Annotated in this window: 22 protein-coding genes; 15 read left to right on the plus strand and 7 right to left on the minus strand. The window is 63.4% G+C overall.

Annotated features, from left to right (window positions below):
• Nucleotides 1–11: 11 nt before the first annotated feature.
• The 3 genes from PHO31112_RS13365 (at nucleotide 12) to PHO31112_RS13375 (ending at nucleotide 3,262) form a co-directional block, all read left to right on the plus strand.
• Entirely contained in the window at nucleotides 12–1,376 is a 1,365-nt protein-coding gene (locus PHO31112_RS13365; RefSeq protein WP_150620952.1) for an MFS transporter, read from the plus strand.
• A gap of 69 nt (nucleotides 1,377–1,445) precedes the next feature.
• Entirely contained in the window at nucleotides 1,446–2,435 is a 990-nt protein-coding gene (locus PHO31112_RS13370) for a substrate-binding domain-containing protein (RefSeq protein WP_150620953.1), read from the plus strand.
• A gap of 62 nt (nucleotides 2,436–2,497) precedes the next feature.
• Complete coding sequence (locus PHO31112_RS13375) at nucleotides 2,498–3,262, plus strand: class II aldolase/adducin family protein (RefSeq protein WP_425495188.1); 765 nt, start codon at nucleotides 2,498–2,500, stop codon at nucleotides 3,260–3,262.
• A 60-nt stretch (nucleotides 3,263–3,322) separates the two neighbouring features.
• Here the strand turns inward: PHO31112_RS13375 and pdxA are convergent, their stop codons facing one another.
• The 3 genes from pdxA to PHO31112_RS13390 form a co-directional block, all read right to left on the minus strand.
• Entirely contained in the window at nucleotides 3,323–4,324 is a 1,002-nt protein-coding gene (gene pdxA / locus PHO31112_RS13380) for a 4-hydroxythreonine-4-phosphate dehydrogenase PdxA (RefSeq protein WP_150620954.1), read from the minus strand.
• A gap of 98 nt (nucleotides 4,325–4,422) precedes the next feature.
• The gene (locus PHO31112_RS13385) at nucleotides 4,423–5,697 is read right to left on the minus strand and encodes a four-carbon acid sugar kinase family protein (protein ID WP_150620955.1); all 1,275 of its coding nucleotides are present in this window, start codon (nucleotides 5,695–5,697) and stop codon (nucleotides 4,423–4,425) included.
• Complete coding sequence (locus tag PHO31112_RS13390) at nucleotides 5,694–6,683, minus strand: 2-keto-3-deoxygluconate permease (RefSeq protein ID WP_150620956.1); 990 nt, start codon at nucleotides 6,681–6,683, stop codon at nucleotides 5,694–5,696. The genes PHO31112_RS13385 and PHO31112_RS13390 overlap by 4 nt, the downstream gene beginning before the upstream one ends.
• A gap of 346 nt (nucleotides 6,684–7,029) precedes the next feature.
• On the opposite strand from PHO31112_RS13390, the gene PHO31112_RS13395 reads away from it, so the two are divergent.
• Together PHO31112_RS13395 and PHO31112_RS13400 are read left to right on the plus strand one after the other, a co-directional pair.
• Complete coding sequence (locus PHO31112_RS13395) at nucleotides 7,030–7,794, plus strand: DeoR/GlpR family DNA-binding transcription regulator (protein WP_150620957.1); 765 nt, start codon at nucleotides 7,030–7,032, stop codon at nucleotides 7,792–7,794.
• Between the two features lie 143 nt (nucleotides 7,795–7,937).
• Complete coding sequence (locus PHO31112_RS13400) at nucleotides 7,938–8,663, plus strand: ABC transporter substrate-binding protein (protein WP_150620958.1); 726 nt, start codon at nucleotides 7,938–7,940, stop codon at nucleotides 8,661–8,663.
• A gap of 3 nt (nucleotides 8,664–8,666) precedes the next feature.
• Here PHO31112_RS13400 and PHO31112_RS13405 read toward each other — a convergent pair whose 3' ends face one another.
• On the minus strand, nucleotides 8,667–8,888 hold the full coding sequence (locus PHO31112_RS13405; RefSeq protein ID WP_425495192.1) for an MEKHLA domain-containing protein: 222 nt from the start codon (nucleotides 8,886–8,888) through the stop codon (nucleotides 8,667–8,669).
• 635 nt (nucleotides 8,889–9,523) lie between these two features.
• Between PHO31112_RS13405 and PHO31112_RS13410 the strand changes: the two genes are divergently transcribed.
• The 5 genes from PHO31112_RS13410 to PHO31112_RS13430 all read left to right on the plus strand — a co-directional run bounded on the left by PHO31112_RS13410 (nucleotide 9,524) and on the right by PHO31112_RS13430 (nucleotide 16,883).
• Nucleotides 9,524–10,309 carry a DUF3050 domain-containing protein gene (locus tag PHO31112_RS13410; protein WP_150620959.1) on the plus strand — a complete coding sequence of 262 codons (786 nt, stop codon included), beginning with the start codon at nucleotides 9,524–9,526 and terminating at the stop codon, nucleotides 10,307–10,309.
• Nucleotides 10,310–10,447: 138 nt separating this feature from the next.
• On the plus strand, nucleotides 10,448–11,371 hold the full coding sequence (locus tag PHO31112_RS13415) for a diiron oxygenase (protein WP_150620960.1): 924 nt from the start codon (nucleotides 10,448–10,450) through the stop codon (nucleotides 11,369–11,371).
• A gap of 10 nt (nucleotides 11,372–11,381) precedes the next feature.
• Nucleotides 11,382–14,987, plus strand: a complete 3,606-nt coding sequence (locus PHO31112_RS13420; protein ID WP_150620961.1) for an amino acid adenylation domain-containing protein — start codon at nucleotides 11,382–11,384, stop codon at nucleotides 14,985–14,987.
• Nucleotides 14,988–15,048: 61 nt separating this feature from the next.
• Nucleotides 15,049–15,540: an SRPBCC family protein gene (locus PHO31112_RS13425; protein ID WP_150620962.1), complete on the plus strand. Its 492-nt coding sequence runs from the start codon at nucleotides 15,049–15,051 to the stop codon at nucleotides 15,538–15,540.
• A gap of 116 nt (nucleotides 15,541–15,656) precedes the next feature.
• Nucleotides 15,657–16,883, plus strand: coding sequence for an aminotransferase-like domain-containing protein (locus PHO31112_RS13430; RefSeq protein ID WP_150620963.1), 1,227 nt, complete (start codon nucleotides 15,657–15,659; stop codon nucleotides 16,881–16,883).
• 51 nt (nucleotides 16,884–16,934) lie between these two features.
• On the opposite strand, the gene PHO31112_RS13435 is transcribed toward PHO31112_RS13430, so the two are convergent.
• The gene (locus tag PHO31112_RS13435) at nucleotides 16,935–17,849 is read right to left on the minus strand and encodes a LysR family transcriptional regulator (protein WP_150620964.1); all 915 of its coding nucleotides are present in this window, start codon (nucleotides 17,847–17,849) and stop codon (nucleotides 16,935–16,937) included.
• Nucleotides 17,850–18,149: 300 nt separating this feature from the next.
• Here PHO31112_RS13435 and PHO31112_RS13440 point away from each other — a divergent pair, with 300 nt between their 5' ends.
• Nucleotides 18,150–19,127 (plus strand): sigma-54-dependent Fis family transcriptional regulator, encoded by a 978-nt coding sequence (locus PHO31112_RS13440; protein ID WP_246178152.1) that lies wholly within the window; start codon nucleotides 18,150–18,152, stop codon nucleotides 19,125–19,127.
• An 80-nt stretch (nucleotides 19,128–19,207) separates the two neighbouring features.
• On the opposite strand, the gene PHO31112_RS13445 is transcribed toward PHO31112_RS13440, so the two are convergent.
• Entirely contained in the window at nucleotides 19,208–20,203 is a 996-nt protein-coding gene (locus PHO31112_RS13445) for an aldo/keto reductase (RefSeq protein WP_150620966.1), read from the minus strand.
• 403 nt (nucleotides 20,204–20,606) lie between these two features.
• Between PHO31112_RS13445 and PHO31112_RS13450 the strand changes: the two genes are divergently transcribed.
• Entirely contained in the window at nucleotides 20,607–21,362 is a 756-nt protein-coding gene (locus PHO31112_RS13450; protein ID WP_150620967.1) for a 4'-phosphopantetheinyl transferase family protein, read from the plus strand.
• Nucleotides 21,363–21,435: 73 nt separating this feature from the next.
• On the opposite strand, the gene PHO31112_RS13455 is transcribed toward PHO31112_RS13450, so the two are convergent.
• Nucleotides 21,436–22,329 (minus strand): LysR family transcriptional regulator, encoded by an 894-nt coding sequence (locus PHO31112_RS13455; RefSeq protein ID WP_150620968.1) that lies wholly within the window; start codon nucleotides 22,327–22,329, stop codon nucleotides 21,436–21,438.
• A gap of 99 nt (nucleotides 22,330–22,428) precedes the next feature.
• On the opposite strand from PHO31112_RS13455, the gene PHO31112_RS13460 reads away from it, so the two are divergent.
• The 3 genes from PHO31112_RS13460 to PHO31112_RS13470 are packed head-to-tail and all read left to right on the plus strand — an operon-like array spanning nucleotide 22,429 to nucleotide 25,457.
• Nucleotides 22,429–23,733 (plus strand): CitMHS family transporter, encoded by a 1,305-nt coding sequence (locus PHO31112_RS13460; RefSeq protein WP_150620969.1) that lies wholly within the window; start codon nucleotides 22,429–22,431, stop codon nucleotides 23,731–23,733.
• A gap of 25 nt (nucleotides 23,734–23,758) precedes the next feature.
• Entirely contained in the window at nucleotides 23,759–25,126 is a 1,368-nt protein-coding gene (locus PHO31112_RS13465) for an acyclic terpene utilization AtuA family protein (protein WP_150620970.1), read from the plus strand.
• A gap of 1 nt (nucleotide 25,127) precedes the next feature.
• Entirely contained in the window at nucleotides 25,128–25,457 is a 330-nt protein-coding gene (locus PHO31112_RS13470) for an AtuA-related protein (protein WP_150620971.1), read from the plus strand.
• The last annotated feature ends 13 nt before the right edge of the window (nucleotides 25,458–25,470 follow it).

A 25,470-nucleotide genomic window follows, 5' to 3' on the forward strand; every position in this document is an offset into this window, starting at 1 on the left:
GGAGACAAGGCATGACTCAAGACACCCCGTCGCGGCAGTCCGAACGCATCGACGTTCGCGACGCACTGCAATCTGCCCCGCTCGGGGCGTTTCATTACTGGCTGGGCACGCTGCTCGCGCTGATCCTGCTGTTCGACGGCTTCGACCTCTATAACGCGGCTTATATCGTCCACGACGTGACTGCGCTGTGGCACTTGTCGCCGAGCCAGATTGGCGTGCTGTTGTCATGCGGACTCGCGGGCTTCGCCGCTGGTTCAGCCGTCTCGGGGTTATTCAGCGATCGCGTCGGACGGCGTCGTGTGCTGCTCACCGGCATCTGGCTCTCGGGGTTGATGAGCCTGGCCATCGCCCTGTTCACGCACGATCTGCGCACCTTCATCGCGCTTCGCTTCGTGATGGGGATTTCGCTGGGTCTGCTGATGCCGGTCGCCGTCACCTACATCAACGAGATCGCCCCCAAGCGCAGCGCGAACGTTTTCACCATCGTTTTCTTCACCTGCGGCTGGATCGGTGGTGCGACGGCCTCCGGCTTCATTGCCGCCTGGCTGATTCCGCAGCACGGCTGGCAGAGCATGTACTACGTGGGGAGTTTGTCCGTCGTGCTGGCGCTCGCGTTGCAGTTCGCGCTACCAGAGTCAGTGTCGTTTCTGGCGAGCCGGGGCCGACAAGAAGCGGTGCGTGCGCAACTCAAGCGCCTGTGGCCGACGCGCGCCGCAGCGTTCGATCACGCGACGTTCACGTCTCCCGACGCGGGCGTCAAAGCCGGCTCGGTCGCGGCGCTCTTCTCCGGCAAATTCCGCCGTCAGACGATCTGCTTCTGGGCGATGGGGGCACTATCGCTGTTCTCGTCCTATGGTCTGTCGGGCTGGTTGCCGACGATCATGCTCAAACGCGGCGAAAACCTGTCGACAAGTTTCGCCTACGGCTCGCTGCTGGTGTTCGCCTCGGCGTTTGGCAGCCTGATCTGCGGCGTGGTGGCCGACCGCATCGGCAATCGCCGTCTGGCCATGTCGCTCGCCTGGCTGTGCGGCGCGGCGGCCATCGCCGTGCTTGCGACGGCCGCCGGCGGCACGGTGACATTTGCGGGCATCGTGGTCGCCGGCATGTTCGTGATCGGCACGCAGACGGTACTCAACAACCTCGTGGCCGTGAGCTACCCGACCGAGATTCGCAGCACTGCTGTCGGCCTTTACCTCGGCATCGCGCGCGTCGGGGCGATGTGCGGCCCAGCCATCGCTGGGGTGCTGCAACAAGCCACGGGGGGCGCAGGCGTGATGTTCGTCGTGCTGGGCGCCGCGCTCGTCACGGCAGCGGCGCTGGTGTTCTTCGTCGCCCGCCCTGAAAACCTGCCCAAGGCCCCGGCCTTCGGTCACTGATGATCTGCGGCCGTGCGGGCGCCGGTTCGGTGCTCGCCCAGCGCCCGCCTCTGCGCACCGGAACGCGTCATGTCCAAGCTCACTCTCTCGCTCGCCGTCAACGATTACGACCATGTGCGCGACCTGCTCGACGGCCGGGCCGCCGCGCAAGGGATCGATCTCGTGCCATCGTTGCTGCCAGTCGAAGAGATCTTTTATCGCACGACGCACTTTCAGGAATGGGATCTCTCGGAGATGTCGCTCGCCAAGTATGCGTCGCTGCGCTCGCAAGGCGACGATCGGCTGATCGGCTTGCCCGTCTTCCCCTCACGCGCGTTCCGGTTGTCGTCGCTCTATGTGCGCGGTGACGGCAGCGTGAGCTCGCCCGCCGATCTGCGCGGCAAGCGGATCGGCGTGCCGGAGTGGGCGCAAACGGCATCGGTCTACTCGCGCGGATGGCTTGCGCACGATCAGGGCGTTGCGCTGGCGGATGTCGAATGGGTGCAGGGCGGCGTCAATCAGGCGGGGCGTCGCGAGAAGGTCGCCGTGCGGGTACCGGACGGCGTGCGTTGTCGCCCGTCCCCCGAGACCTCGCTCACGGCCATGCTGCTCGATGGCGGCATCGACGCGATTCTCAGCGCCCGTCCGCCCGCGCCGCCGCCAGGCCGCGAGCGGGAAATCGTCCGCCTGCTGACTGACTTCGAGGCCGCCGAACGCGCCTACTTCGTGCGCACCGGCATCTTCCCGATCATGCATCTGATCGTCATGCGGCGCGAGGTCTTTACCTCACATCGCTGGATCGCGGGCAATTTACTCAAGGCGTTCACGCAGGCGAAAGACGCCAGCATCGCTCGCCTCGACGACATCACCTGCTCGCACTTCCCGCTGCCGTGGATGAGTCAACGTGCCACGCAGGCGCGCGAAATGTTCGGCAGCGATCCGTGGCCCTATGGGGTTGCGCCCAACCGCGTCACACTCAACGCCTTCCTGCGTTTCGCCTTCGAGCAAGGCGTCTGCCATCGGCCGATGCAGGCCGAGGAGTTGTTTCCTCCGGAGATGGCGGCCGCCGTGCGGGTGTGACCCCGCTCGCTGCCTACGCCGCGCTTCGGCCTTCCTCTTTGGATTTTCTACTTGTCACGATCATGATCCAAGCTGCTCCCCCCTACGCCCCGGCGCTCACCGAACACGATGCCCAGTCGATGGCGCAATTGCTCGAAGACCTCGCTGCGGCGAACCACATCCTCGCGCATCACGAAGTGCTCGATGGCTTCGGCCACGTCAGCGTTCGCGACCCGCGCAACCCCGACCATTTCCTGATCGCACAATCGATGGCGCCCGAACTGGTGACGCCGGACGACATTCTCACGCTCGACTTCGATTGCCAACCGGTCGACGGCGACACACGCAAACGCTATCTGGAGACGTGGATTCACAGCGAGATCTATCGTGCGCGCGCGGACGTGGCGGCCATCGTGCACAGCCACTCGCCGTCGGTGATTCCGTTTGCATCGTCGTCCGTGCGTCTGCGCCCGGTCTATCACATGGCGGGCTTTCTCGGCAGCGGCGCACCGGTGTTCGACATCAGACATTGCTTCGGCTGTACCGACATGCTCGTGCGCAACGGCGAACAGGGTAAAGCGCTGGCAGAGTCGTTGAGCGATGCCGACGTCGCACTCATGCGCGGACACGGCTTCGTGGCGACGGCCCCGTCACTGCCCGCCGCTGTGTACCGTGCCATCTACACGGAGCTAAATGCGGGAATGCAATCCAAGGCCATTGCGCTCGGCGGCGAGGTGACGTACCTCGACCCCGAAGAAGGCAAACGCTCGAACGCCACGAACCTGGGGGTGATCGAGCGTCCTTGGACGCTGTGGAAGCGTCAGGTGGCGGCATTGCGCGGCAGTTGATCGGACTGACGGCAACTCGCACCCTTCAAGCCAGTTGTGCGATGTTGCCGTCGGCCACGCTTACGTGCGACGCGTGGCCAGTTCGGCCCCTTGACGCAGCGCTTCGAGCAGACTGCCTTCGTCGGCGATGCCCTTGCCTGCGATATCGAACGCGGTGCCGTGATCGACTGATGTGCGCACCACTTGCAGGCCGACGGTGACGTTCACCCCCGCTTCGAGGCCCAGCACCTTCACCGGCCCATGCCCCTGGTCGTGGTACATGGCGACCACGAGATCGAAGTCGCCGCGCCCGGCGCGGAAGAACAGCGTGTCGGCCGGCAACGGTCCTTCGATATCCCAGCCGCGCTCGCGCAACAGTTCCACTGCCGGCACAATCTTCTCTTCCTCTTCCCCGTAGCCGAACAGGCCGTTCTCGCCTGCATGCGGGTTGATGCCGCACACGGCGATGCGCGGATTGGCGATGCCCGCCTTGACCAGCGTCGCGTGGCCGCGTTCGATCGTGCGCTGCACCAGACCCGGCTCGATCTTGCGAATCGCGTCGATGATGCCAATGTGAGTCGTGACGTGAATCACGCGCAGTTGCGGCGCGACGAGCATCATCGACACTTCGTCGACACCGGTCAGGTGAGCGAGCATCTCGGTGTGGCCGGGGAACTTGTGGCCCCCGGCGTGCAGGGCTTCCTTGTTCAGCGGTGCAGTGCAAATGGCATCGATTTCGCCGGCCTCGGCGAGCTTCGCCGCGTGCGCAATGTACTGATACGCCGCGTCGCCTGCGATGGCGGACAGTTCGCCGAACGGCAGGTCTTCGGGGATCAGATCGAGGTCGATGCACTCGATCACGCCCGGCGTGAACGTCGCTTGCGAGACTGTCTGGATACGTCGCACGCTCAACGGCTTTTTGACGATGGCGATGGCCTGCTCGAGACGTCGCGCGTCGCCGATCACCACGGGACGGCACTGTTGATAGACAGTATCGTGCGCCAGACTCTTGACGACGATTTCCGGGCCGACGCCAGCCGCATCACCCATGGTGATGCCAATGACAGGGAGATATTGATTCATGGCGTTTGCGTTGATATCCGTTTCGTTGGGGTAATGCCCGGAACGGGTTTCGTGTTCCGGATCGATGTCCTGTTGTCCTGCAACGCGTTCGCGCTACCTCATTGGGTGTCGCAAGTCTTTGCCGCAGCGCGCAGATGCCGGTAGGCACTATGCAGCGCCGCTTCGCCACCGAACGCACCCGCCTTGGTGACGATACGCACCGGCGCACCGTTGGCGGGCCGACCCACCGCAACGCCCGGCTCGACTTCCGAGAGCAACTCCAGCGCCCCGACGCCCACCGCGCTCAACACCGCGCGCGCCGTTTCGCCGCCTGTCACGATGAGGCCCGATAGCCGCGCGAAATGCGGTGCGATCAATGTGGCCAACGCGGCCGACAACTGCGCGCCCTCGCCGGGATCGAACGCGTCGTCGCGGCCGATTCGCACCAGCAGGTCGGTGCCGTTCTCGAAGGCATCGCCAATGCGCGCACGCCAGACCGCGCTGTCGGGATGCGCCGGGCCGGCACGCAACACCGCAGGCGGCACGATCCATTCGACGACGGCATTGTCTTCACACAACCGCACACATTGTTGCTGCGACACCGCAGACAAACTGCCCACCAGCGTCAGCACGCGCCCATCCGCACGGTCTTCGATCGTCGCGTGCGCATTGTGCCGCGTGTCGTCCGAATGTGCCGGCGATGCAAACAATGCCGGCAGTTCGGCCAGCTCACGCGCGAGACCGCCTGATCCGACCCAGAAGATGTCCGTCAACGCGACACTGGCACGCGCCAACATGGCGAGATCGTCGTCCGTCTGTGCATCCACAATCAAAGCCGTGACGGCATCGGCGCGCGCCTGTGCGATGACGTCGTTCAGCGCCGCACCTACCGTCGCGAAATCGCCGCGCAGCACATCGACCGTCACGATCTGCGTCTTCATGCCGGCGGCAGCGAGCATCGGCGCGAGGCGCGCCTCCTGCGCGTCATGCTCCAGCCGCCACGTGTCCGTCGCGGCGAGCGGAACGCCACGCACGAAGACTTCCCCGTTCTGCACGGTACGGCCCGTGGCCGGAAACGCGGGTGCCACGATGGCAAGTCCCGCAAGCGGCTGCAATGCCGCGACTTCAGCAACCCAGTTGCCGCGCAACGTGGAGTCGATCTTCTTGTACAGACGACGTCCGGTTGCGGCATGCCGCTGCCACGCCGCAACCGCACGCGCGGCGGCGTCGGCGGGGGCGAGACGGCGCGTGTCCGTATCGATCGCCACCACCTGCGCCGCCGCATGGAAGCCGTCGACGTCGAGCGACACAACACTGCGCCAGCCGGCATTGGTGAAGCCGATCGCGCAGTCGGCGGCGCCAGACAAGTCGTCGGCGACAATCAGCATGCTCACTGCACCGCCCCCTTGGCCGCCACCCCTGCCCCGCGCGCCATCACACGCTTGGCAACGGCCGCCGTCAGAATCGGAGAGACGATGGCGGTCACCACCACACAGGCGGCCACCAGCAGCGTTGCGCTCTTGGCCGCTTCCTCGTAGACCGGGTTGGCAGCCGCGATCAGCGCAGGCACCGCCGCCGCGTTGCCCGCCGTGTTAGCGGCAGCCGTGCCGGCCACGCCCGTGCCACCCGTCAGACGGTCGACGATGTACAGCGGAATGCCGGTCACCACGACAACGGCGAAACCGAGCAGAATGCCCAGCAGACCGGCCTGCCACACCTTGTGCAGATCGAGGCCCGCACCCAGCGCCAGCGCGAAGAACGGAATCGTCACCGGCACCGCGCGGCCCAGAAAATCGCGCATTTCGCGGTCGAGATTACCCAGCAGCATGCCCACCGCCAGCGGCAGAATGCTGCCCACCAGCGTCGGCCACGGGAACGCAGACAGACCTGCGACCCCGAGCGTGACCATCGTCAGGAACGGGCCCGACTCCAGCGACATGATCGTGTACGCGCCCACGTCTTCCGAACGGCCGTACTGCCCCATCAACGCCATGTACAGACCGCCGTTGGTATCGTTCATCGCCGCCACCACGGCCAGCGTGGAAATGCCGGCGAACACGCCCGACGTCACCGGGGCTTCACCCAGGAAGTGTCCGAGCACCACCCCGACGACGATGGCCGCGCCCACCTTGGCGCCGAACAGTGCGCCACCCTTTTTGATCAGGTACGGCGTCGCCTTGACGTCGATGCTCGCGCCCATGCAGACGTAGAACACCGCAAGAATCGGCAACGCGCCCGTAAACAGCGCATTGGTAAACGAGCCGAAAAACTTCGGCATCCCCGGCATGAACGTCGCAATCAACGAACCGATCAGCAAGGGAACGATCATCATCCCGCCCGGCACGCGCTCGATGGCACGCTTGATATGAATTTGAGCCATTGTTGTCTCCCGACTGGTATTAATTTTGATTAATCGATCATTATTTTGATCGTTTCAATCAAACTTAAGTCTAATCGCTGCCAGAAAAATGTGCAAATTTTGTGACTAAGGGTTTGCCCCCGCCAAAAATCGGGCGAATGGCCGCTGACAGAGGGTTTTGGTTCTGGGCAAAATGATTGAACCGATCACTTTCAAAGTCCCACAATGATCGGGCTGACGCCAATCGATCACTTTGCGACGCATCGGACGATTTTCATACGCAGCGAGCTACACTATGCGCGCCGCGCGGCGAACACGCTGTCCGCCCGCGAATCCACGATTCGTTCTGCTCAGCTTCAATCCATCCATGAAAGTTGCGAACCGCCGCGAGGCGATTTTCAAAGCCGTTCTGTCGGGCATGACCGATGTTGCCGCGCTGTGTGCGCATTTCGGCATGTCGGAAGCCACGGTGCGCCGCGATTTGCGCGCGCTGGCCGACGAGCGCCGCATCGTGCGCACGTACGGTGGCGCAGCCGCGCCCGTGCGCATGCATGAACCCGAGGAATCGCTGGAGTTGCGGCGCGAGAGCTTTCGCGAGCAGAAAGACGTCATCGCGCGTGCCGCCGTGGCTCACGTCGACGACGGCGACACGATCTTTCTCGATGGCGGCACCACGACCGAAGCCATGGCGCGGTTTCTTGCGGGACGCGAGGGGGTGCACGTCGTGACCAACAACCTGCTGGCCGTAGGCGCACTGGCGGCCAACAAGGTCCCCGTGACGCTGATCGGGGGGGATGTACGGCCGTCGAGCATGAGCGTGCTCGGGCCGTTGGCGCAACTGGCGCTCTCGCGGGTGTCCGTCGACAAGGCGTTCCTGGGTGCGGATGGTGTCGTTGCCGGCCGCGGCCTGTGCGAAGCCTCGGCCGAACAGGCCTGGCTCAAGGAGTGCATCATCCGTCAGTCGGCCAGCGTGTACGTGCTGGTCACGGCCAATAAACTCGACCGGGCGAGCCAGCAGCATTGGACACCGCTGGAGCGCGCCTGGACGCTCGTCACCGAAGCGCGCATCGACGACGACGCGCTCGCGGAATTCCGTAAGCACCCCGAAATCACGATCGAGTCGGTGAGCTGACGCTGTCATCTGCCGAGCGATCGGTACACCTCAATACGTCGCACGCAATGCCATCGGCAAGATTGCCCCTATTGCCCCGATCCTGAGTCCTGACTTACCCCACCCCGCCGCACTGCGGCACGACACGACCGATCCTCATTACCATGACACTCGATCCTTCTCTCGTTGCCGCCATCGCGCCGACTGGCGTACTGCGTGCCTGTATCAATTTGGGTAACCCCATCCTCGCCGGGCTGGATGCACAGTCCAAACCCTGCGGCATCTCGGTCGATCTGGCGACAGTGCTGGCGCAGCGGCTAGGGGTGCCGCTCGAACTCATCACGGTCGATGCCGCGGGGAAATCGGTCGACGTCGTGTCGGCCGGCGACGCCGATGTCGGTTTTTTCGCCGTAGACCCGCGACGCGCGGCGACCATTACCTTCACGGCGCCGTATGTGCTGATTGAAGGCTATTACCTGGTGCCGGAAGCGTCAGCGGTGAAAACCAACGCAGACGTCGACCAGACCGGCACGCGTGTCGTGGTCGGCAAAGGCAGTGCGTACGACCTTTTCCTCACACGCGAATTGCAACACGCGGAGATCGTGCGGGCACCGACGTCGCCTGCCGTCGTGAAGACGTTCCTCGACGGCGATTACGAAGTCGCAGCGGGCGTGAAGCAGCAGCTTGAGGCCGAAATTGCCGGCACGGCCGGCTACCGGCTCCTGGGTGAGCGCTTCATGGTGATTCGTCAGGCAATGGGGCTGGCGATCGGCCGTGGCACGCAGGCCGATGCGTTTCTCGCAGCCTTCGTCGAAGCCATGAAGGCGTCGGGATTCGTGGCCGACGCCTTGCGTCGACATGGCATTTCGGGAGCGGCGGTAGCGCCCTGAGCATCAGATATCGCGAGTCCGGGGAACGACGGCGGCCTGACCGTGGAGCTTGCCGTCCTCGCTGAACAGTTGCCAAAGCGTGGCTTCCTCGATCATGAAGCGCTCGCCCGTTTTGGTGATGCGAACGCCCTTGTAGCCCGTCTCATAGCCCTGACGCTGCACGCGCTCCAGAAACTGTTGCCGCTCCTCGCGGCTCGGCGCCTCGGCAGAGAGCCGTGACGGCAGCCGGCACGTCCTCCGGTATCAGAGGACGCCCCAACAATCGGGCATGGCTATCCGCCAGAAGTTCATAGAACGCGGGATCGCTGTGGCGCTGAGTCATCTGTCGCATCGGGAACGGAATTTCGGGAAGCGCCACGATAACGCATCTTCGCGCCGCGCTACCTGAGCGGGCTGCAACGGCCCAACGATGCGCTTTCCTAATACCGCCATCGCACCCGCAAACACTGACATTGCGCCCCGTGCCCGCATCGCTTGCTCGCCGAGCGATGGCGAGGCCGCCGCCGGCCACTCTACGAGATCTGCGTTCTGCTACGTGACCTCATCGAGGAGTCCGCCATCCCCAGTCATACCGTGAACACTGGGATCAACGCGATCTTGGGCAGTGCAAAGCCGAATGCAGCGATCGGTGCCAGACAAATTCCCGCGACACCCGCGCGCACACCTGTCCACAAGTTGTACAGGTGTCACGCCACTTCCCTCCTGCGAATTCGCGTCAGACATCGCTCGATCCTCTGAATACTTGCGATTCGAGACGTTGGCACCGAATTTGCTGATATCTGCCGGCGACGACGAGCAAGTCGCGCCGCACTCCCTTCGCCAAGGTTGAACTTAACTTCACTACCTCAAGGATGCATATCGTGGACAAGATCGAACATCTCGAACGGCAGATCAACGAACATCACGCGACGCTGGCAAACCACCCGGTGTTCCATTCCATCGAATCGATGCAGGGCCTGCAAACGTTTATGGAGTGGCACGTCTTCGCTGTCTGGGACTTCATGTCGCTCGTCAAGCGGCTTCAGGCAGATCTGACGACCATCACGCTGCCGTGGATCGCGCCGCGCAACATTCATGCCGCGCGTCTGATCAACGAGATCGTTCTCGGAGAAGAATGCGACGAGACGCCGAAAGGCCCGATGAGCCATTTCGATCTTTACCTCGCCGCCATGCGCGATGTCGGTGCCGACACCCGGCAGATCGAGAAGCTCATCGACCTGCTCGTCAAAGGCCATAGCGTGAGCGCTGCACTCGTGGCTGTCGAAGCCCCGCCGCCTGTGGTGCGTTTCGTCAACTCGACGTTCGCCACCTGCTATGAAGGCGCCACGCATCAAGTGCTCGGCAACTTCTTCTACGGCCGCGAGAACGTGATTCCCGACATGTTCCGCACGCTGCTCGACGGATGGAAAATCGATCCGAAAAGCGTACCGCTGCTCACGTTCTATCTCGATCGCCACATCGAAGTCGACTCAGGCGAACACGGCCCGGCCGCGCGCGCGATGATTGCCGAGTCCGCACGCAACGACGAGCACCTGCTTGCCGAAGCGCTGGAGGCCGGACTGCGTGCGATCGACGAGCGCTTGCGCCTCTGGGACGGTCTTCACGAACACATCGTGGCAACGCAGAAAGAAGCCGTCGCCGCCTGAAGCCCGGCGGGCCGCACCGTCTCACGTGCAGTTCCCGCCATGCTTCCCGCGATGTCTGCGCCCCCTGACGGCGCCGCTTCAGGCGCCTCTCGCGGCGCCCTCGTCGATCTACCCGGCACATTACCCCGAGGCAACGCCATGTCATTGCACAGTTACGTCAGCCACGCTGATCAATGGGAGCAACGCGCGACCATTCGTTCCCGCCCGCGCCGCATCGTCGAAGACGACGACCTGAGCTACTACCCTGTCGAGCGCCAGCCGCTTTACGCGCATCCGGCCGTCGTCGACGCAGGCCGGGAAGTACAGGATTACATCCTGTTGCAGAGCTTCTACAAGTACATCAACGACGTCATCATCTTCGAGACGGAAATCGTCAACCGCACGGCGCTCGCCATCGCCAAATCGCGCTTTCCGTTCGAATTTCCGTTCGCCTGCCGCAGCGACGCCATGTCGGTCGTGATCGACGAGAACTACCACGCCTACGTGGCGATGGACTATCTCGATCAGGTCGAGCGCAGCACAGGTATCGGCCCCATCGAGCAGAACCGTGAGATCGAACTCTCGCGCGCCATCCCTCGTGCGATGGAATACGTACCGCCGCAATATGCGGCAGGCATGGAACTGCTTGGCGTTGCGATCTCGGAAAACACTGTCACGGCAGAAGTCGCAGCGTTCTCGCGCGACACCACGCTCAAGCGCTCGGTGAAAGGGGTGATGGCCGATCACCTCGCCGACGAAGGCCGGCACTCGGTGTTCTGGATCAATCTTGTCAAGCTGTATTGGCGCGAGATCGACGAGACGGCACGCATCGAACTCGGTCGCGGCCTGCCTTTCTTCCTGCGCGAATATCTGACCAACGAGCTGCAACTCGAATTCGACCGGCGCCTCGTCGGCACGCTCGATCTTCCCGCCGCCACGCGCGACCAGATCGCCAACGACATGGTGGGCGCGTATCCGATCACGAATCAGCATCCGATGATCGTGAACATTCGCAAATTCCTGAAGATGGCGGGGCTGCTCGATCACGAGCCGACGCGCGCCGCCATCGCACAATACCTGTGAGGAACGTGCCATGAGAGCGATTTCCTTCGCCGTCGCCGGCAACAACCGCCTGGGTGCCCGCGTATTCGCCGCCCTGCACGACATGGGCCACGACGTGACGCCGCTTTGCGACGCGTCCGGGCCACTGGGTGAGATGGCCACGCAGCTCGGAGGGACCTTGCCGAACGCGCACGCTGCCCCGCTCAAAGCCGAGTGGCTTGTCGAATGCGGCGACGCCGATCCGCGCTTCGCTTGCCGCCCAGACCAGACATTAACGTTTTCCGCGCGCGCCCCGGCATTCCCACCAGCCAGCGCCGAACTGTCCTGGCAATGGCAAAGCCCCGTCGGCGGCGTCGATGTTGCCTCCAGCGCGAGCGAATTCGGCAGGCCGGTTTGCGGCGCCGACCTTATCGCCGAGATCGAGACGGAAGCGGAAGCCCTGCTCGTGACGATCGTCAGTCAGCTCGGGCGCGACATATTGACCCCTCAAATGCTGAGTACGCGCACGCCGGCGCCCCCCTCACCGGGCAGCGTGACACTCGACCTCCATCGCCTGTCCGGATGGCACGCCAGCAACGAAACACAGCGGCCGGTATCGCTCGACCCGTCACTGCCCGAGATGGTGTCGCGCCGTGCCGTGGCAACGCCGTCGGCCATCGCGCTGCGCGATGCGCAGGGTGACGTCGACTACCGCACGTTCGTGGGCGCCTCGATGAAACTGGCCGCGCAACTCGCGGCAGCGATGGCTGCGCCGGGCGAATGCGGCGACCAGGCACCACGCGTCATTGCCGTTCGCTTGCCCAAGTCTCGCCTGCTTTACACGGCCATCCTCGGTGTCATCGGCGCTGGCGCCGCGTATGCCCCCCTCGATCCGTCGTTCCCGCCCGATCGCGTGCGGCAGATCCTCGAGCAAAGCCGTGCCACCTGCCTCATCACCGACGACGACTTCGACGCGAGCGCACTCTCGGAACTGAACATCGACGTCATCCGCCTGCGCTCGATCGATGCGAACGGCGTGGATATCGACGCGACGACTTGGCCGGTGGAACGCTACGCGGACCGCCAGAGCCGTTGTGCGATCACGATCTTCACGTCCGGCTCGACCGGTACGCCCAAGGGTGTCATGCTCACGCACCGCAACATCGTGCACTTCTGCCACTGGTATCGCGACTACGTTCATCTGAGCGAGCGTTCGCGTGTGTTGCAGTTCTGCACGGTGGCGTTCGATGTCTCGCTGCTCGACATCTTCCCGACGTTCCTGTCCGGGGCCACACTCGTCATTCCTACCGAAGCGCAGCGGCACGCGCTCGACGAGTTGAGCGATCTCATCGAGCGCGAGGCGCTCACGCACGCCTTCCTGCCTCCCGCGTTGCTGGGCGTCATGCCCGACGCTCGTTGGCCTGCGCTGCGCCATCTGCTCACGGGGGGCGACGTCTGTTTTCCGGAGACCATCGCGCGCTGGAGTCAGGGACGAGAATTCCACAATATTTTCGGCCCCGCAGAATGCACGGTTCTGGTCACGATTGCGCGCCTGCAAACGGGCGACAGCAACCGGCTCATCGGACGACCGATCGCCAACGTTCGCTGCTACGTGCTCAACGACGCCGGGGAACCTGCGCGTACCGGAGAGCCAGGCGAGTTGTGCGTCGCTGGCGCCGGTGTGGCCGATGGGTATCTGTATCGCCCCGATCTGACCGAGCACGTCTTTGTGCCGAATCCATACGCCGAAGCCAACGGCCAGTGGCCATCGGCGCACAACGAGATGCTGTATCGCACGGGCGATATCGTGCAATGGGACGAAAACGGCCTGTTGCACTTCGTCGGCCGGCGCGACGCGCAGGTCAAGATTCGCGGATTCCGCGTCGAACTCGGTGAAATCGAGGAAGCGGCACTGGCTACGGGAATGTTCGGTCAATGCGCATGTGTGGTGGACGATCGGAAGCGCATCCGGTGCTTTGTCGCCAGACCGCTCGACGGCCGTGCGAGTGGCGATGCGTTACGCGCCATGCTCCTCGCCCGCCTGCCCGACTACATGGTGCCCTACGAGATCGTGATGCTAGACGCCTTGCCTGCCACCAACAACGGCAAGATCGACCGCAGTGCGCTGGCACGTATTCCCGATCGACGCTCGGGTTCCCCCGATTCGCAGGCGCAAGACACACCGCTTACCGAAACGCAGACGCAATTGCGCGCACTCTGGGCACGGCTTCTCGACATGGAGCCTTTCGAAATCGGCAAGGACGATTCGTTCTTCAATCTCGGCGGCCACTCGTTGCTTGTCTCGAAGCTGATGCTCGCCGTGAAGAAGGAGTTCAGCGGCAATGCCCCGCTCGCACGGTTCATGGAGCAACCCACCATTGCCGCACTTGCCTCGTTGCTGGAGAACGACGACGTCGACAAGGGCGGGCGGATTCCGCAACGCGTGTTCGACGATATGGCACTGCCCGACGACATCCGTCCGGTCGATGGACTACGCCCAGCGCCCGACGGGGCTCGCACGATCCTGCTCACCGGTGCGAACGGCTTCCTCGGCACCTTCATCGCCGCCGAACTGATTGCCCAGACCACCGCTGTGGTGCATTGCATGGTACGCGCCGCCAGCCAGCGCGAAGGCGAAGCCCGGCTTGCCCAGGCGTTGCAAGCGAACGGTCTCGGTGCGCTCGCCGGGCACCCCCGCCTGAAGGTGATTCTCGGCGACCTCGCCAAGCCGCGACTCGGCCTTGCGCCCGCCGCATGGCGAACGCTGGCACACGACATCGACGCGATCTATCACAACGGCGCGCACGTCAACCACGTCTACGACTATCCGTATCTCTACGACGCCAACGTCGGCGCAACACTCGAACTGCTGCGACTGGCCTGCGAGTTCCGCAACAAGTCGCTGCACTTCGTCTCGACGTTGTCCGCCGCGAGCGCGATGGACGAGACCGGCCATGTGCTGGAGCAGGGGCCGGCACGCAACGCGCCCGCCTTCGTCAACAACGGCTACAACGTGACCAAATGGGTGGCCGAGCATCTGGTGTGGGAAGCCGCCGAGCGCGGCGTGGATGCAACGATCCTTCGACCGGGCAACATCACCGGTGTTGCCGACACGGGCCTTTGCCAGCCGACACGGAATCGGGTGCTTCTGCTTGTCAAAGGCTCGCTCCAACTCGGCGCCGCGCCCGCCGGCGACACCGAATTCGACTTTGCCCCGGTCGATTTTCTGGCCCATGCCATGGTTCGCTGCACCACCGATCCGCAGCGCGAACTGCGAGTCTTCCACCTCCAGAACCCGCAACCGCTGACGTGGGAAGACTACCTCGGCGCGCTGGCGCAGTGCGGCTACGCACTGGCGCTGGAGGAGCCGGCGAACTGGCGTCAACGGTTGACGTCGATCGACGAAAGCAACGCGTTGTACGACGTCGTGGCGTTCTACCTCGACGACAGTCAGGAAGACATCGGCGATATGTCGCGCATTGCCTGTCAACGCACTGCCGGCGCGCTCGCAAAACTGGGCGTGGCGTACCCGCGCAAGGATGGCCGGCTGCTCGCCAGCCACTTCGGCTATCTGATCGAGAGCGGTTTCTTGCCCGCACCCGCCAACAATGGCGCGCGGCGTACTGAATGCGAGACGGACACGGCGTCTGTGGCGTGATCGTCATGCATCGCAACTTTGCTGTTTTCGTGCAGTCCCTTCATTCACCAAGGAGTTCATCATGCTGCAAAAAACCCGCACCGAGCTGCAACCCGACACGCTGATCCACAACCTGACGACCACCGTGCACGCCGGTGTCGCGGAACTGAACGCTCCTGCGCGCAAGGTATGGGATGTGGTCGGCCGTTTCGATGGCTACAACCGCTTCGTGACCGGTCTCGAGTACATCCAGATGACGGGCACCGCCACCGGCCCTCGCTCGCTGCGCCACAAGCATTTCACGGGCGGCGACCTGGTCGTGGAACAACTCAACACCCGCGACGATGCTGGCATGACCATGAGCTGGACGCTGATCTACACCACGTTCGACATCGGCAACATGTGGGCGTCGATGGAAGTCGTGCCCCGCGGCGACAATGCCTGCACCGCAACTTACCGCATCGTCGGCGAAGCGCGCTCCGGTAATCCGAAGGACCAGCCGGCGTTCGACGACTTCGCGGTCGGCTTCCTGAAGATGGCAATGGACAACCTTCGCAAGATGTTCAACGCCTGAGCGGAATTTCGCCGCTTCGGGCCTTCGCGCCTTTGGTCGTTCACCGCCTCGTTCCCTCGGCGCTCGCTTCGGGAACGAGGCGTCCCTCTCCTGTTCGCTTCGTCAGGGACCGCTCCATGGACAGACACATCCCGCCCGCCGGACGCTGGCAACTCGCCGCGCGCGCACAACGCATGACGCCCTCTTCGTTGCGCGAACTGCTCAAGGTGGCCGAAAGGCCGGACATCATCTCGTTCGCCGGCGGCCTTCCCTCCCCCTACGCGCTGCCTGTCGAGCGGCTTAGCGCCGCAGTCGGGCAGATTCTGCAACACGACGCCACCGGTGCGCTGCAATACGGTCCGTCGGAAGGCTACACTCCACTGCGCGAGGCCATCGCGGCACGTCTGTCGCGCAGCGGCGCCACGGTGAGTCCCGCGCAGGTGCTCGTCACCACGGGATCCCAGCAGGCGCTCGACCTCGTCGCGCGCGTGCTCATCGACCCCGGCAGCCGCGTGCTGATCGAAACGCCCACGTATCTCGGTGCGGTTCAGGCGTTGGCGCAGTACGAACCTGTTTTTGAAGAAGCCCCGTCCGATGCCGGCGGTCTCATCCCGGAATGCCTGGACGAAGCGTTGATGCGCGACGCCCGGCTGCTGTACGTCCAACCGAACTTCCAGAACCCCACGGGCCGCACGCTGCCGCTGGATCGCCGGATCGCGCTGGTCTCCCGGGCAAAGCGCCACGGCCTGCTGCTCGTCGAAGACGACCCATACGGCGAACTCGTCTACAGCGGTGTCACCCCCGCGTCGCTGCTCTCGATGGCCCCTGACGACGTGGTTCACATCGGCTCGTTCTCGAAGGTCATCGCGCCGGGCCTGCGGGTGGGCTATCTCGTCGCCCCCGAAGAACTCATGATCAAGTTGTTGCAAGCCAAGCAGGCCAGCGACCTGCATACGACCGGCATCACGCAGCGGATCGCACACGCCCTGCTGACCGACGGTCAATACGATGCCCACCTCGAGGCGGTGCGCCTGCGCTATCGCGCGCAGTGTGCACTCATGCTCAAGTGTCTGGCCGAACACATGCCCGATGGCGTTGCATGGACGCGCCCCGCCGGGGGCATGTTCCTGTGGGTTACCTTGCCGCCCGCGATCGACAGCGCCGCGCTGTTCGAGGACGCGCTTGCCTGCGGCGTAGCGTTTATCCCTGGCGCGTCATTCCATGCGATCACACCGAAGGCCAACACGATGCGCCTGACGTTTACGACGGCCACCCCCATCCAGATCGAGACGGGTGTGGCCCGCCTAGCGCAAGCCATCAAGGCACGCCTTCGCAAGGCGGCGCCCTGCCTCGCCGTCTCCTGAGCCCTCTGGCCGTGCGCGTAGTGAACACCATGTTGAACGCCATGGTGAGCGCTATGCGCACACTTGTATCCCCGTCGCCAACGACTCGAACAGTCCGATGTGTTGCGCCGTCTGCACAAAGCGAGGCACGCAGGGATTGCTCGATGCCGCACTCCACACGAGCGCGACATCGATATGCGGGGCGTGCAGCAGCGGCACGAACAGCACATTCTCCGCGCGCGTACTGCGCATGGAACTGTGTACAAGCGCCACGCCGAGGCGCTGTCCGACAAGGTTGACGATGGTTTGCTGGAAGTTGGTCTCGAGCCGGACTCTTGGCAGGAATCCGGCCTGACGGCAGTGATCGGTAATCGTGTTGTGGATGAACGGCGAGGCGTCGCGCGGCGAAATGATGAACGGATCGTCCCGAAGTTCGCCGATCGAGATCGCGGACCGCGCCGCCAGCCGGTGGCCGGCGGGCAGCGCCGCGACGAGCGGCTCGCGAAAAATGGTTTCGGTGCATAGCTCGTCGGTGGCGTCGGACGAATACATGATGCCCACATCGAGCCTGCCGCAACGTAGCTGCTCGGCAAGGTCGGTGGGAATCGTCTCCTTGAGTTTCACCTCGATATGCGGAAAGGCGGCCGCAAACGCTCGCGTAAGCACGGGCAGCACGCTGCAAGCCACGGCGAACATGAAGCCCGCGCAAAGCACGCCTGTCTCCCCCACTTCCGCTGCGCGGGCGTGGGAGCGCGCCTGATCGAGCGTGGCTAGCACCGAGCGTGCGTCTCGATTGAAGCGCTGCCCCGCTGCGGTAAGTCGAACGCTGCGCTGCGTTCGTTCGAACAGTACGACACCCAACTCATCTTCAAGCATCGCGATCTGACGCGACAGCGGAGGCTGCGAAATATGCAGGAGATTCGCTGCGCGCCCGAAGTGGAGCGTTTCAGCCAGTACTACGAAATAGCGAAGTTGCCTCAGTTCCATGGAGCCAGCCCCTTTAAAGAACATCGGATTCTATTCATAGCGAACTAGTATCAGTCGTCGCATCATATGGTATTGGAGACCTCAGACGAATCGAACTATCCTTGCTCTTGCTTTATGGAGCACCCCAGACACGGCAATCGCGATCATGCGATATTGCGCAGCCAAACGCAGCGCTCGCCCAATCCTATAAAGTCAATGAGAGACGCTATGTACGCCCACGATCCGCTGGACCGTTCAAACGCAAACTTTCAGTCCTCCTTACGTCCATCCCTCAACCAACTCTGCGGTGACGACCCCGTCATGTTGGCCACCCTCTCCCGCGCCCGCATGCTCATCGATCGTCAACTTCCCATTCTGATTCTTGGAGAAACCGGCACTGGCAAGGAATACCTCTCAAGGGCATTGCACGACTACAGCGCGCGCAGGCGCGCCAGCATGATTTCGGTCAACTGCAGCTCGATTCCGGAGAATCTCATCGAAAGCGAGCTGTTCGGCTATCGACGCGGTGCGTTCTCTGGCGCACTGAATTCCGGCATGAAGGGCAAGGTCGAACAGGCCGACGGCGGCACGCTCTTTCTCGACGAAATCGGCGACATGCCGGCGGCCCAGCAAACGCGTCTTCTGCGGGTATTGTCCGAGCGGGAAGTCACGCCCATCGGCGCGACGCATCCCGTCGCCGTCGATCTGCAACTCATTTGTGCGACGCACCAGAACCTCGAAGCTCGTGTGCAGGCGGGATCGTTTCGCGAAGACCTTTACTACCGGATTGCCGTGGGGATCGTGAATCTTCCCCCACTACGACTACGACAGGATCGCGCCTGGTTGCTCAACAGCATGTTCATTACGGAGTCCCAAGGTAATGTGACCCTCGACTCGCTCGACAGCGAAACGCGCGAGTTAATGCTAACTTACGCCTGGCCTGGAAACCTGCGTCAGATGCGCGCCGCCGTCCAGTACGCTTGCGCCGTCAAGGCCGACGATACGATCCGGTTGCGCGATCTGCCGGCAAATCTGGTGCACAGTGCCACGTCGGCCGCGACCGCCATCGCGCCCGTGTCAGTGGCCGTAGCGGCAGCGCCGCTCGATTCGCTCTCGCCCATCGCCCACGGCGAGCGCGAGATCATCATCCGTGTGCTCTCGTCGCGCCGGTGGAACATCTCGGCCGCATCGCGCGAACTGGGCATCTGCCGCACGTCGCTTTATCGCAAGCTGCGCGAACTGCATATTCCTCATGTGCGCGACATGGGTAGCGACGTCCTGCGCGGACCGCAGCGCTGATCGCCCGGCATTTATCGTACGAACGGCCGATGGCGGATGCGAACGGGCTTCGGCCCGTCTGCATCCGCTCGCCGCGAGGTTTATGTGCGATCGGCAAGCAACGCCATCATCGCCGATTCCTTGTAGCGCGGACCGGTTGTCGCGCCTGCGGCAAAGTGCGCGTCGAGTGCTTCCAGAATCTCGCGCTCGATGTGGGCATCGGCAGCCCCCAGGTTCTCCTCCAGGCGGCTGATGCGACGCGTTCCGGGAATCGGCACGATATCGTCGCCACGCCACAGCAGCCAGACGAGCGCCAATTGCGCGGGCGTCACATGCGCTTTGCCGGCGTAGACGGCCAAGGTGTTGGCAAGGCGCATATTCGCGTCGAAATTCTCGCCTTGTACACGCGGGTCCGACGTCCGGCGTGAGTCGCCTTCGGGGAACGCCTCGGCGCGACGCGCCGTGCCCGTCAGAAAGCCGCGACCGAGCGGCGCGAACGGCACGAGTCCCACACCGAGTTCGCGCAGGCATGGCAGGATCGCCGCTTCGATGTCGCGGTGCCACAACGAGTATTCGCTTTGCAGCACGCTCACGGGATGCACGGCGTGAGCACGCCGAATCGTGCGCTCGCCTGCCTCGGACAGTCCGAAATAGCGCACTTTGCCCGCCTTGACGAGATCGCCAACGGTGCCGGCGACGTCTTCGATCGGCACGTCGGGATCGACGCGGTGCTGGTAGAGCAGATCGATGTAGTCGGTACCGAGCCGCGCGAGGCTGGCGTCGACCACCTCACGAATGTGCGACGGCTGGCTATTCGCCCCGGTGACCGTGCCGTTTTCGAGACGGAATCCGAACTTTGTCGCAATGATCGCCTTGTCGCGACGGCCCTTCAGCACGCGCCCGAGCAAGCGTTCGTTCTCGAACGGTCCATAAACCTCCGCCGTATCGAAGAAATTGCACCCCAATGCCAGTGCCCGTTCCAATACGCGAACCGACTCCGCATCGTCGGACGGTCCGTAGGCGTAACTCATCCCCATACAGCCCAATCCCAGCGCAGGGACTTCCAACCCTTGCGTTCCCAGTCGTCGTGTTCGCATCAAGCCGCTCCTCTGTGGTGTGAAAGACGTGTCTACCAGCGGCAAATGCTGGCCGACACTTCGCAGTAACGATGCAAGTTTCGAACCAATGCCCTCGATTCATTTTCGGTTTGACGCTCACCTCCCTTTCTTCCGCTGTGGCAAGCTCGCCCGCGCCGCGTGCCTGCACGATGTCACGACGAAGCGAACCGCCCGGCGCGCCGTCTTCGCATCGCCCCGCCACAGGTCAGATCACAACGTGTGGCGATCGACAGGTGTATGAAGTTGCGACACCTGTCGCACACTGCGACACCTGTCCGCGATCTCGTCGTCACGTTTCTCGCCGTCTTATGGCGGTGGCACCCAAATTGCTTGGATTCCTTTATTCCTATGACGCCGTGCCGAGTCAGGCGCACGACTCACCATGACGCACTCCAATAACGTTGGACTGACGGGGACGGGGCTTGCGCTGTACGGCGAATCCCGTGGAGTACTGACAAGATTCGGGCGGTGGACCGCCCACCTGAGCACGGAGGAATGGAAGCGCGCCGACGCGTTTTCCCGACCGGCCGATCGGGAGGATTATGTTGCGGCGCACATCCTGGCGCGCGTTGCCGCCGCGCGCGTCATCGGCACCTCGGACATCCCGGGCCCGGAAGCCCGCACCTATGGGCTCATGCAGCGCTGCGAACGCTGTGGCGGCGCCCACGGGCGCCCGCATTTGCCGGCGCACCCCGGACTGCACGTCAGCCTGAGTCACACCCGGGGCACCGTGGCGGCAGCGTGCGCGATCGCGCCCATTGGGATCGACATCGAACATTGGGATCAGGCGATAGCCGCCGATCCGGATTTGCCTGGATTGAACGAACGCGAGCGTATGCGTCTGGCTGCGTTCGCAAGCGTCGCGCACACGCATTTCGCACCATCGCCGCGCGCACTTGCCTGGTTGCGGCTGTGGACGCGCAAGGAAAGTCTCGTCAAGGTCGGTGAGACAACGCTGGACACAATGAATCGCGTCGATATGTCCGGTCTGCCCATGAGCGAGGTACCGCTTCGCGCATGGCAGCGGCGTGTCGCACACGGGGTATGGGCAATGACGGACTGGCTAGACCCTGGACTGAGGGTCACCGGCACGGTGGCAAGTTCCGGGATCGTCGCGCTCCAACGCATCGAACCTTAGCGCCAGCGTCGCGCCACGTCCGACACGAATGGCAGTGCCACACATACGAAGACATTGCCCCCATCCCCATCCGTCATGCGGGAGCCAGTCTTTCCAGCAGCATCGACACGAACGTTTGCGTGATGGGGGGCAAAGTCCGCCCCCGTTTCTTTATCAAGGCGATGGGGCGCAAGAATGCGTCATGATCCACCGGGCGAATCAGCAACTCCGGTTCCGCCCTGACCTCCCGGGCAGATTCGGGCAGGATCGTCACGCCGAGTCCCGCCCTGACCATGGCGACGGCCGTCATCATGTAGGTTGGCTCACACGCTATCTCCAGCGTGTAGCCGCCGCGCGCAAATGCGCCGTCCACGACTGCCCGGACACTGGTGTTCTGCGCCGTCAGCACCAACGGCACGCTGGCAAGATCCGCGAGGCCAAGGTGTTTGCGCCGTGCGAGCTTGTGACGCGCAGGCAGCACCGCCACCAGGTGATCGCCGCCAGAATACAGCACGTCGAACTCGGAGCCGGTCGTCTCCCCGCCCGTCAGTCCGATATCGACCTCCTCACTGCGCACCAGCGAGTCGACCACCCCGGCCACGGCGTCACGCACATGAAAGCCCGCGCGCGGTACGCTGGCCTTCATCTGCTGAATCAACTCCGGCAATACGCTCGCCGCAAACGTTGGCAGGCAGGCGATGCGCACCATGCCGCTCGACCCGTCGCCCAAGGCGCGTGCGTCGATCAACACTTGCTCCATGTCGTGCAGCGACTTTTGCAGCAACGGCAACAGCGCACGCCCTGCCGGGGTCAACGCCACGTTGCGGCTATTGCGATCGAATAATCGCACGCCGACGGTCTCCTCCAGCCGGCGAATCTGTACGGTCAAGGCCGGTTGCGACAGATGCAGCCCCCCCGCGGCACGCGTAAAGCTACCGCTCTGCGCCACGGCAAGGAATGCCCGAATGTCTCGTAGATTCAGATCCATTATATTTTTTGATTACTGCAATCAAATCATTTCAATTGATTTATCAATCCACGGAACTTACGCTCCAACGCACTAAAAGACAATATTGGAGACAAGCACATGCTGCCATTACTGGGGCTGGCCACTATCGTCGTGCTGCTCGGCGCGATTCTGTCAAAACGCATGTCGCCACTGGTGGCGCTCATCATCGTGCCGATTGCGGCGTCGTTGATCGGTGGATTTGGCTTTCAAACGAGCAAATTCGTGATCGACGGGCTCAAGAGTCTTGCGCCGGTCGTTGGCATGTTCGTCTTCGCGATCCTCTACTTCGGCACCATTACCGATGCAGGCACGCTCGATCCGATCATCGACCGCATTCTGAAAGCGGTCGGCACACGGCCGACACGTATCGTCGTGGGCACAACGCTGCTGGCATTGCTCATCCATCTCGACGGCTCCGGCGCGGTTTGCTTCCTCGTCACGATTCCCGCAATGCTGCCGCTCTACGACCGCCTCGGCATGGACCGGCGAGTGCTCGCGGCTGCCGTATCGATGGCCGCAGGCATCAACTTCCTGCCGTGGACCGGGCCGATGATCCGGGCCTCGGCGTCGCTGCACTTGCCCGTGTCGAGCCTGTTCAATCCGCTGATTCCGGTGCAGGCCATCGGACTGGTCTTCGTGTTCGGCATGGCTTACTGGCTGGGGCGTCGCGAAGAGAAGCGTCTCGGACTCACCGCCGCCAGTGGCGCGATCCCCATGCCGAAACGTGAGTTGTCGCCGGAAGAGCAGGCGCTGCGCCGCCCGAAGCTCTTCTGGTTCAACATCGTGCTCACGCTGATCGTGCTTGGCACCATGGTCGTGATGGGCGAGAAGATTCCGCCCGCGATCATGTTCATGGTGGGTCTGTGCGTGGCGTTGATGGTGAATTATCCAAACGTCGACATGCAGCGCAAACGCATCGACGCGCATGCTCGTGCGGCGTTGATGATGGCGGGCATTCTGCTTGCTGCGGGTGTGTTCACCGGGGTGATGCAAGGCAGCGGGATGCTCAAGGCAATGGCGCAGGGTGCCGTCGGCTTCGTGCCGCAAGGCATGGCGGGCCACATTCCGGTCGCACTCGGGTTGGTGTCGATGCCGCTTAGCATGCTCTTCGATCCCGATTCGTTCTATTTCGGCGTTCTGCCGGTCATTGCCGAAGTGGCCGGACAACTGGGCGTGCCGGCGGTGCAAGTCGGTCAGGCCGCGTTGCTGGGCCAAATGACCACGGGCTTCCCGGTGAGCCCGCTCACGCCGGCCACCTTCCTCGTGGTCGGTCTGTGCCGCATCGATCTGGCCGATCACCAGAAATTCACGTTTCCGCTGCTCTTCGGCGCATCGATCGTCATGACGATCGCGGCCGTCGTGCTCGGCGTCTTCCCTCTCTAAGCCCTACCGAACGGACTCAACCCGCATGACAGGCAAGCCAACCCACCCGGCCCCGCGACGCATTCGAATCGGTGCGGGCGCTGGGTATTCCGGCGACCGTATCGAACCTGCGGCCGAACTCGCAGCGCACGGGGCACTCGATTATCTGGTTTTCGAATGCCTCGCGGAGCGCACGATTGCCATCGCGCAACAGGCACGCCGCAAAGACCCGCAAGCTGGCTACGACCCACTGCTCGAAGCACGGATGACCGCCGTACTGCCGGCCGCGATGCGCAATGGCGTACGGATCGTCTCGAACATGGGCGCGGCGAATCCGCTTGCTGCGGCGCGCAAGACGGCCGAGATCGCTCGCAGGTTGGGACTAGGCGATGTGAAAATCGCCGCCGTCACCGGCGACGACGTGCTCGACGTGGTGCTGCAAAGCGATGCGAAGTTCGAGGAAACCGGCGAGAGCGTCGCGTCCTACCGAAAGCGAATCGTGTCGGCGAACGCCTATCTCGGGGCAAGCGCCATCGTCGACGCATTGGCCGGGGAGGCGCAGATCGTATTGACCGGACGCGTGGCGGACCCCTCACTGTTTGCCGCGCCGCTGATCCATGAGTTCGGCTGGCGCATGGACGACTGGGACAGGCTGGGTCAAGCCACCGTTGTCGGGCATCTGCTGGAGTGTGCGGGACAGGTCACGGGCGGCTACTTCGCCGATCCCGGCTACAAAGACGTGCCTGAGCTCGCAAAGCTCGGCTTTCCGATTGGGGAGGTGGCGGCCGATGGCTCGGTCGTCATCACGAAAGTCCCGCAAGCGGGGGGACGTGTCACGCAAGCCACTTGTAAAGAGCAGTTGCTGTACGAAATTCACGATCCGCGCCGATACCTTCAGCCGGACGTCGTCGCCGATTTCTCTGAAGTCCGCGTGGTGGAGGAAGCGCCCGACCGGGTCCGAGTCACGGGTGGACGCGGAACGCCCCGTACCGACACGCTCAAGGTGTCCGTCGGTTATGTCGACGGATTCATCGGGGAAGGACAGATCTCCTATGGTGGCCCCGGCGCGCTTGCGCGCGCACGGCTTGCTATCGAGATCGTGCGTAAGCGCCTGGCCTTGACCGGCGTACAGACAAGCGAACTACGTTTTGACGTGATCGGCGTGGATTCGCTGTACGGCAAGACATTGAGTTCACTGAACGCAGAGCCGCACGAGGTTCGCGTACGCGTGGCAGGACGTACGACATCGGCCGAACAGGCCGTGCGCATCGGCAACGAAGTTGAGACGTTGTACACGAATGGCCCGGCCGGCGGTGGCGGCGCGACGAAGTCGGTGCGCGAAGTGCTGGCGGTCCAATCGGTGCTGTTGCCACGCGAGCACGCGAGGCCCGCGTTCACCCTTGTGGAGATTTGAGATGAAGTTGCGAGAACTCGCGCATTCGCGCACGGGAGACAAAGGCAACACGCTCAATGTCTCACTCATCTGTTACGACGCACAACATTACGAACACCTTCGCGCCGAAGTCACGACTGAGCGGGTCAAGGCATTCCTGGCGGATGTCGTGCTCGGAGATGTCGTGCGCTACGAGCTTCCCCATCTGGCGGCTTTCAACTTCGTATTGGGTAAGGCCCTGGGGGGTGGCGTGACACGTTCACTCGCATTGGACGCGCATGGAAAATCGCTAAGTTCAGCGTTGCTCGATCTTGAGGTTGTGGCGCCTGATCAGGATGCCACGAGGCGCTGAGTGCAGGCTGGAG

Origin of the sequence: Pandoraea horticolens (assembly GCF_902459555.1) — a bacterium.
GTDB lineage: Bacteria > Pseudomonadota > Gammaproteobacteria > Burkholderiales > Burkholderiaceae > Pandoraea > Pandoraea horticolens.

Bases quoted from the DNA above. Each gene is read 5' to 3' on its own strand.
- PHO31112_RS13445 (WP_150620966.1), bottom strand. From the start codon at position 20,203: ATGCGAACACGACGACTGGGAACGCAAGGGTTGGAAGTCCCTGCGCTG.
- PHO31112_RS13460 (WP_150620969.1), top strand. From the start codon at position 22,429: ATGCTGCCATTACTGGGGCTGGCCACTATCGTCGTGCTGCTCGGCGCG.
- PHO31112_RS13470 (WP_150620971.1), top strand. From the start codon at position 25,128: ATGAAGTTGCGAGAACTCGCGCATTCGCGCACGGGAGACAAAGGCAAC.
- pdxA (WP_150620954.1), bottom strand. From the start codon at position 4,324: ATGAATCAATATCTCCCTGTCATTGGCATCACCATGGGTGATGCGGCT.
- PHO31112_RS13415 (WP_150620960.1), top strand. From the start codon at position 10,448: ATGTCATTGCACAGTTACGTCAGCCACGCTGATCAATGGGAGCAACGC.
- PHO31112_RS13435 (WP_150620964.1), bottom strand. From the start codon at position 17,849: ATGGAACTGAGGCAACTTCGCTATTTCGTAGTACTGGCTGAAACGCTC.
- PHO31112_RS13420 (WP_150620961.1), top strand. From the start codon at position 11,382: ATGAGAGCGATTTCCTTCGCCGTCGCCGGCAACAACCGCCTGGGTGCC.
- PHO31112_RS13395 (WP_150620957.1), top strand. From the start codon at position 7,030: ATGAAAGTTGCGAACCGCCGCGAGGCGATTTTCAAAGCCGTTCTGTCG.
- PHO31112_RS13430 (WP_150620963.1), top strand. From the start codon at position 15,657: ATGGACAGACACATCCCGCCCGCCGGACGCTGGCAACTCGCCGCGCGC.
- PHO31112_RS13365 (WP_150620952.1), top strand. From the start codon at position 12: ATGACTCAAGACACCCCGTCGCGGCAGTCCGAACGCATCGACGTTCGC.
- PHO31112_RS13370 (WP_150620953.1), top strand. From the start codon at position 1,446: ATGTCCAAGCTCACTCTCTCGCTCGCCGTCAACGATTACGACCATGTG.
- PHO31112_RS13425 (WP_150620962.1), top strand. From the start codon at position 15,049: ATGCTGCAAAAAACCCGCACCGAGCTGCAACCCGACACGCTGATCCAC.
- PHO31112_RS13375 (WP_425495188.1), top strand. From the start codon at position 2,498: ATGATCCAAGCTGCTCCCCCCTACGCCCCGGCGCTCACCGAACACGAT.
- PHO31112_RS13400 (WP_150620958.1), top strand. From the start codon at position 7,938: ATGACACTCGATCCTTCTCTCGTTGCCGCCATCGCGCCGACTGGCGTA.
- PHO31112_RS13450 (WP_150620967.1), top strand. From the start codon at position 20,607: ATGACGCACTCCAATAACGTTGGACTGACGGGGACGGGGCTTGCGCTG.
- PHO31112_RS13440 (WP_246178152.1), top strand. From the start codon at position 18,150: ATGTTGGCCACCCTCTCCCGCGCCCGCATGCTCATCGATCGTCAACTT.
- PHO31112_RS13465 (WP_150620970.1), top strand. From the start codon at position 23,759: ATGACAGGCAAGCCAACCCACCCGGCCCCGCGACGCATTCGAATCGGT.
- PHO31112_RS13390 (WP_150620956.1), bottom strand. From the start codon at position 6,683: ATGGCTCAAATTCATATCAAGCGTGCCATCGAGCGCGTGCCGGGCGGG.
- PHO31112_RS13455 (WP_150620968.1), bottom strand. From the start codon at position 22,329: ATGGATCTGAATCTACGAGACATTCGGGCATTCCTTGCCGTGGCGCAG.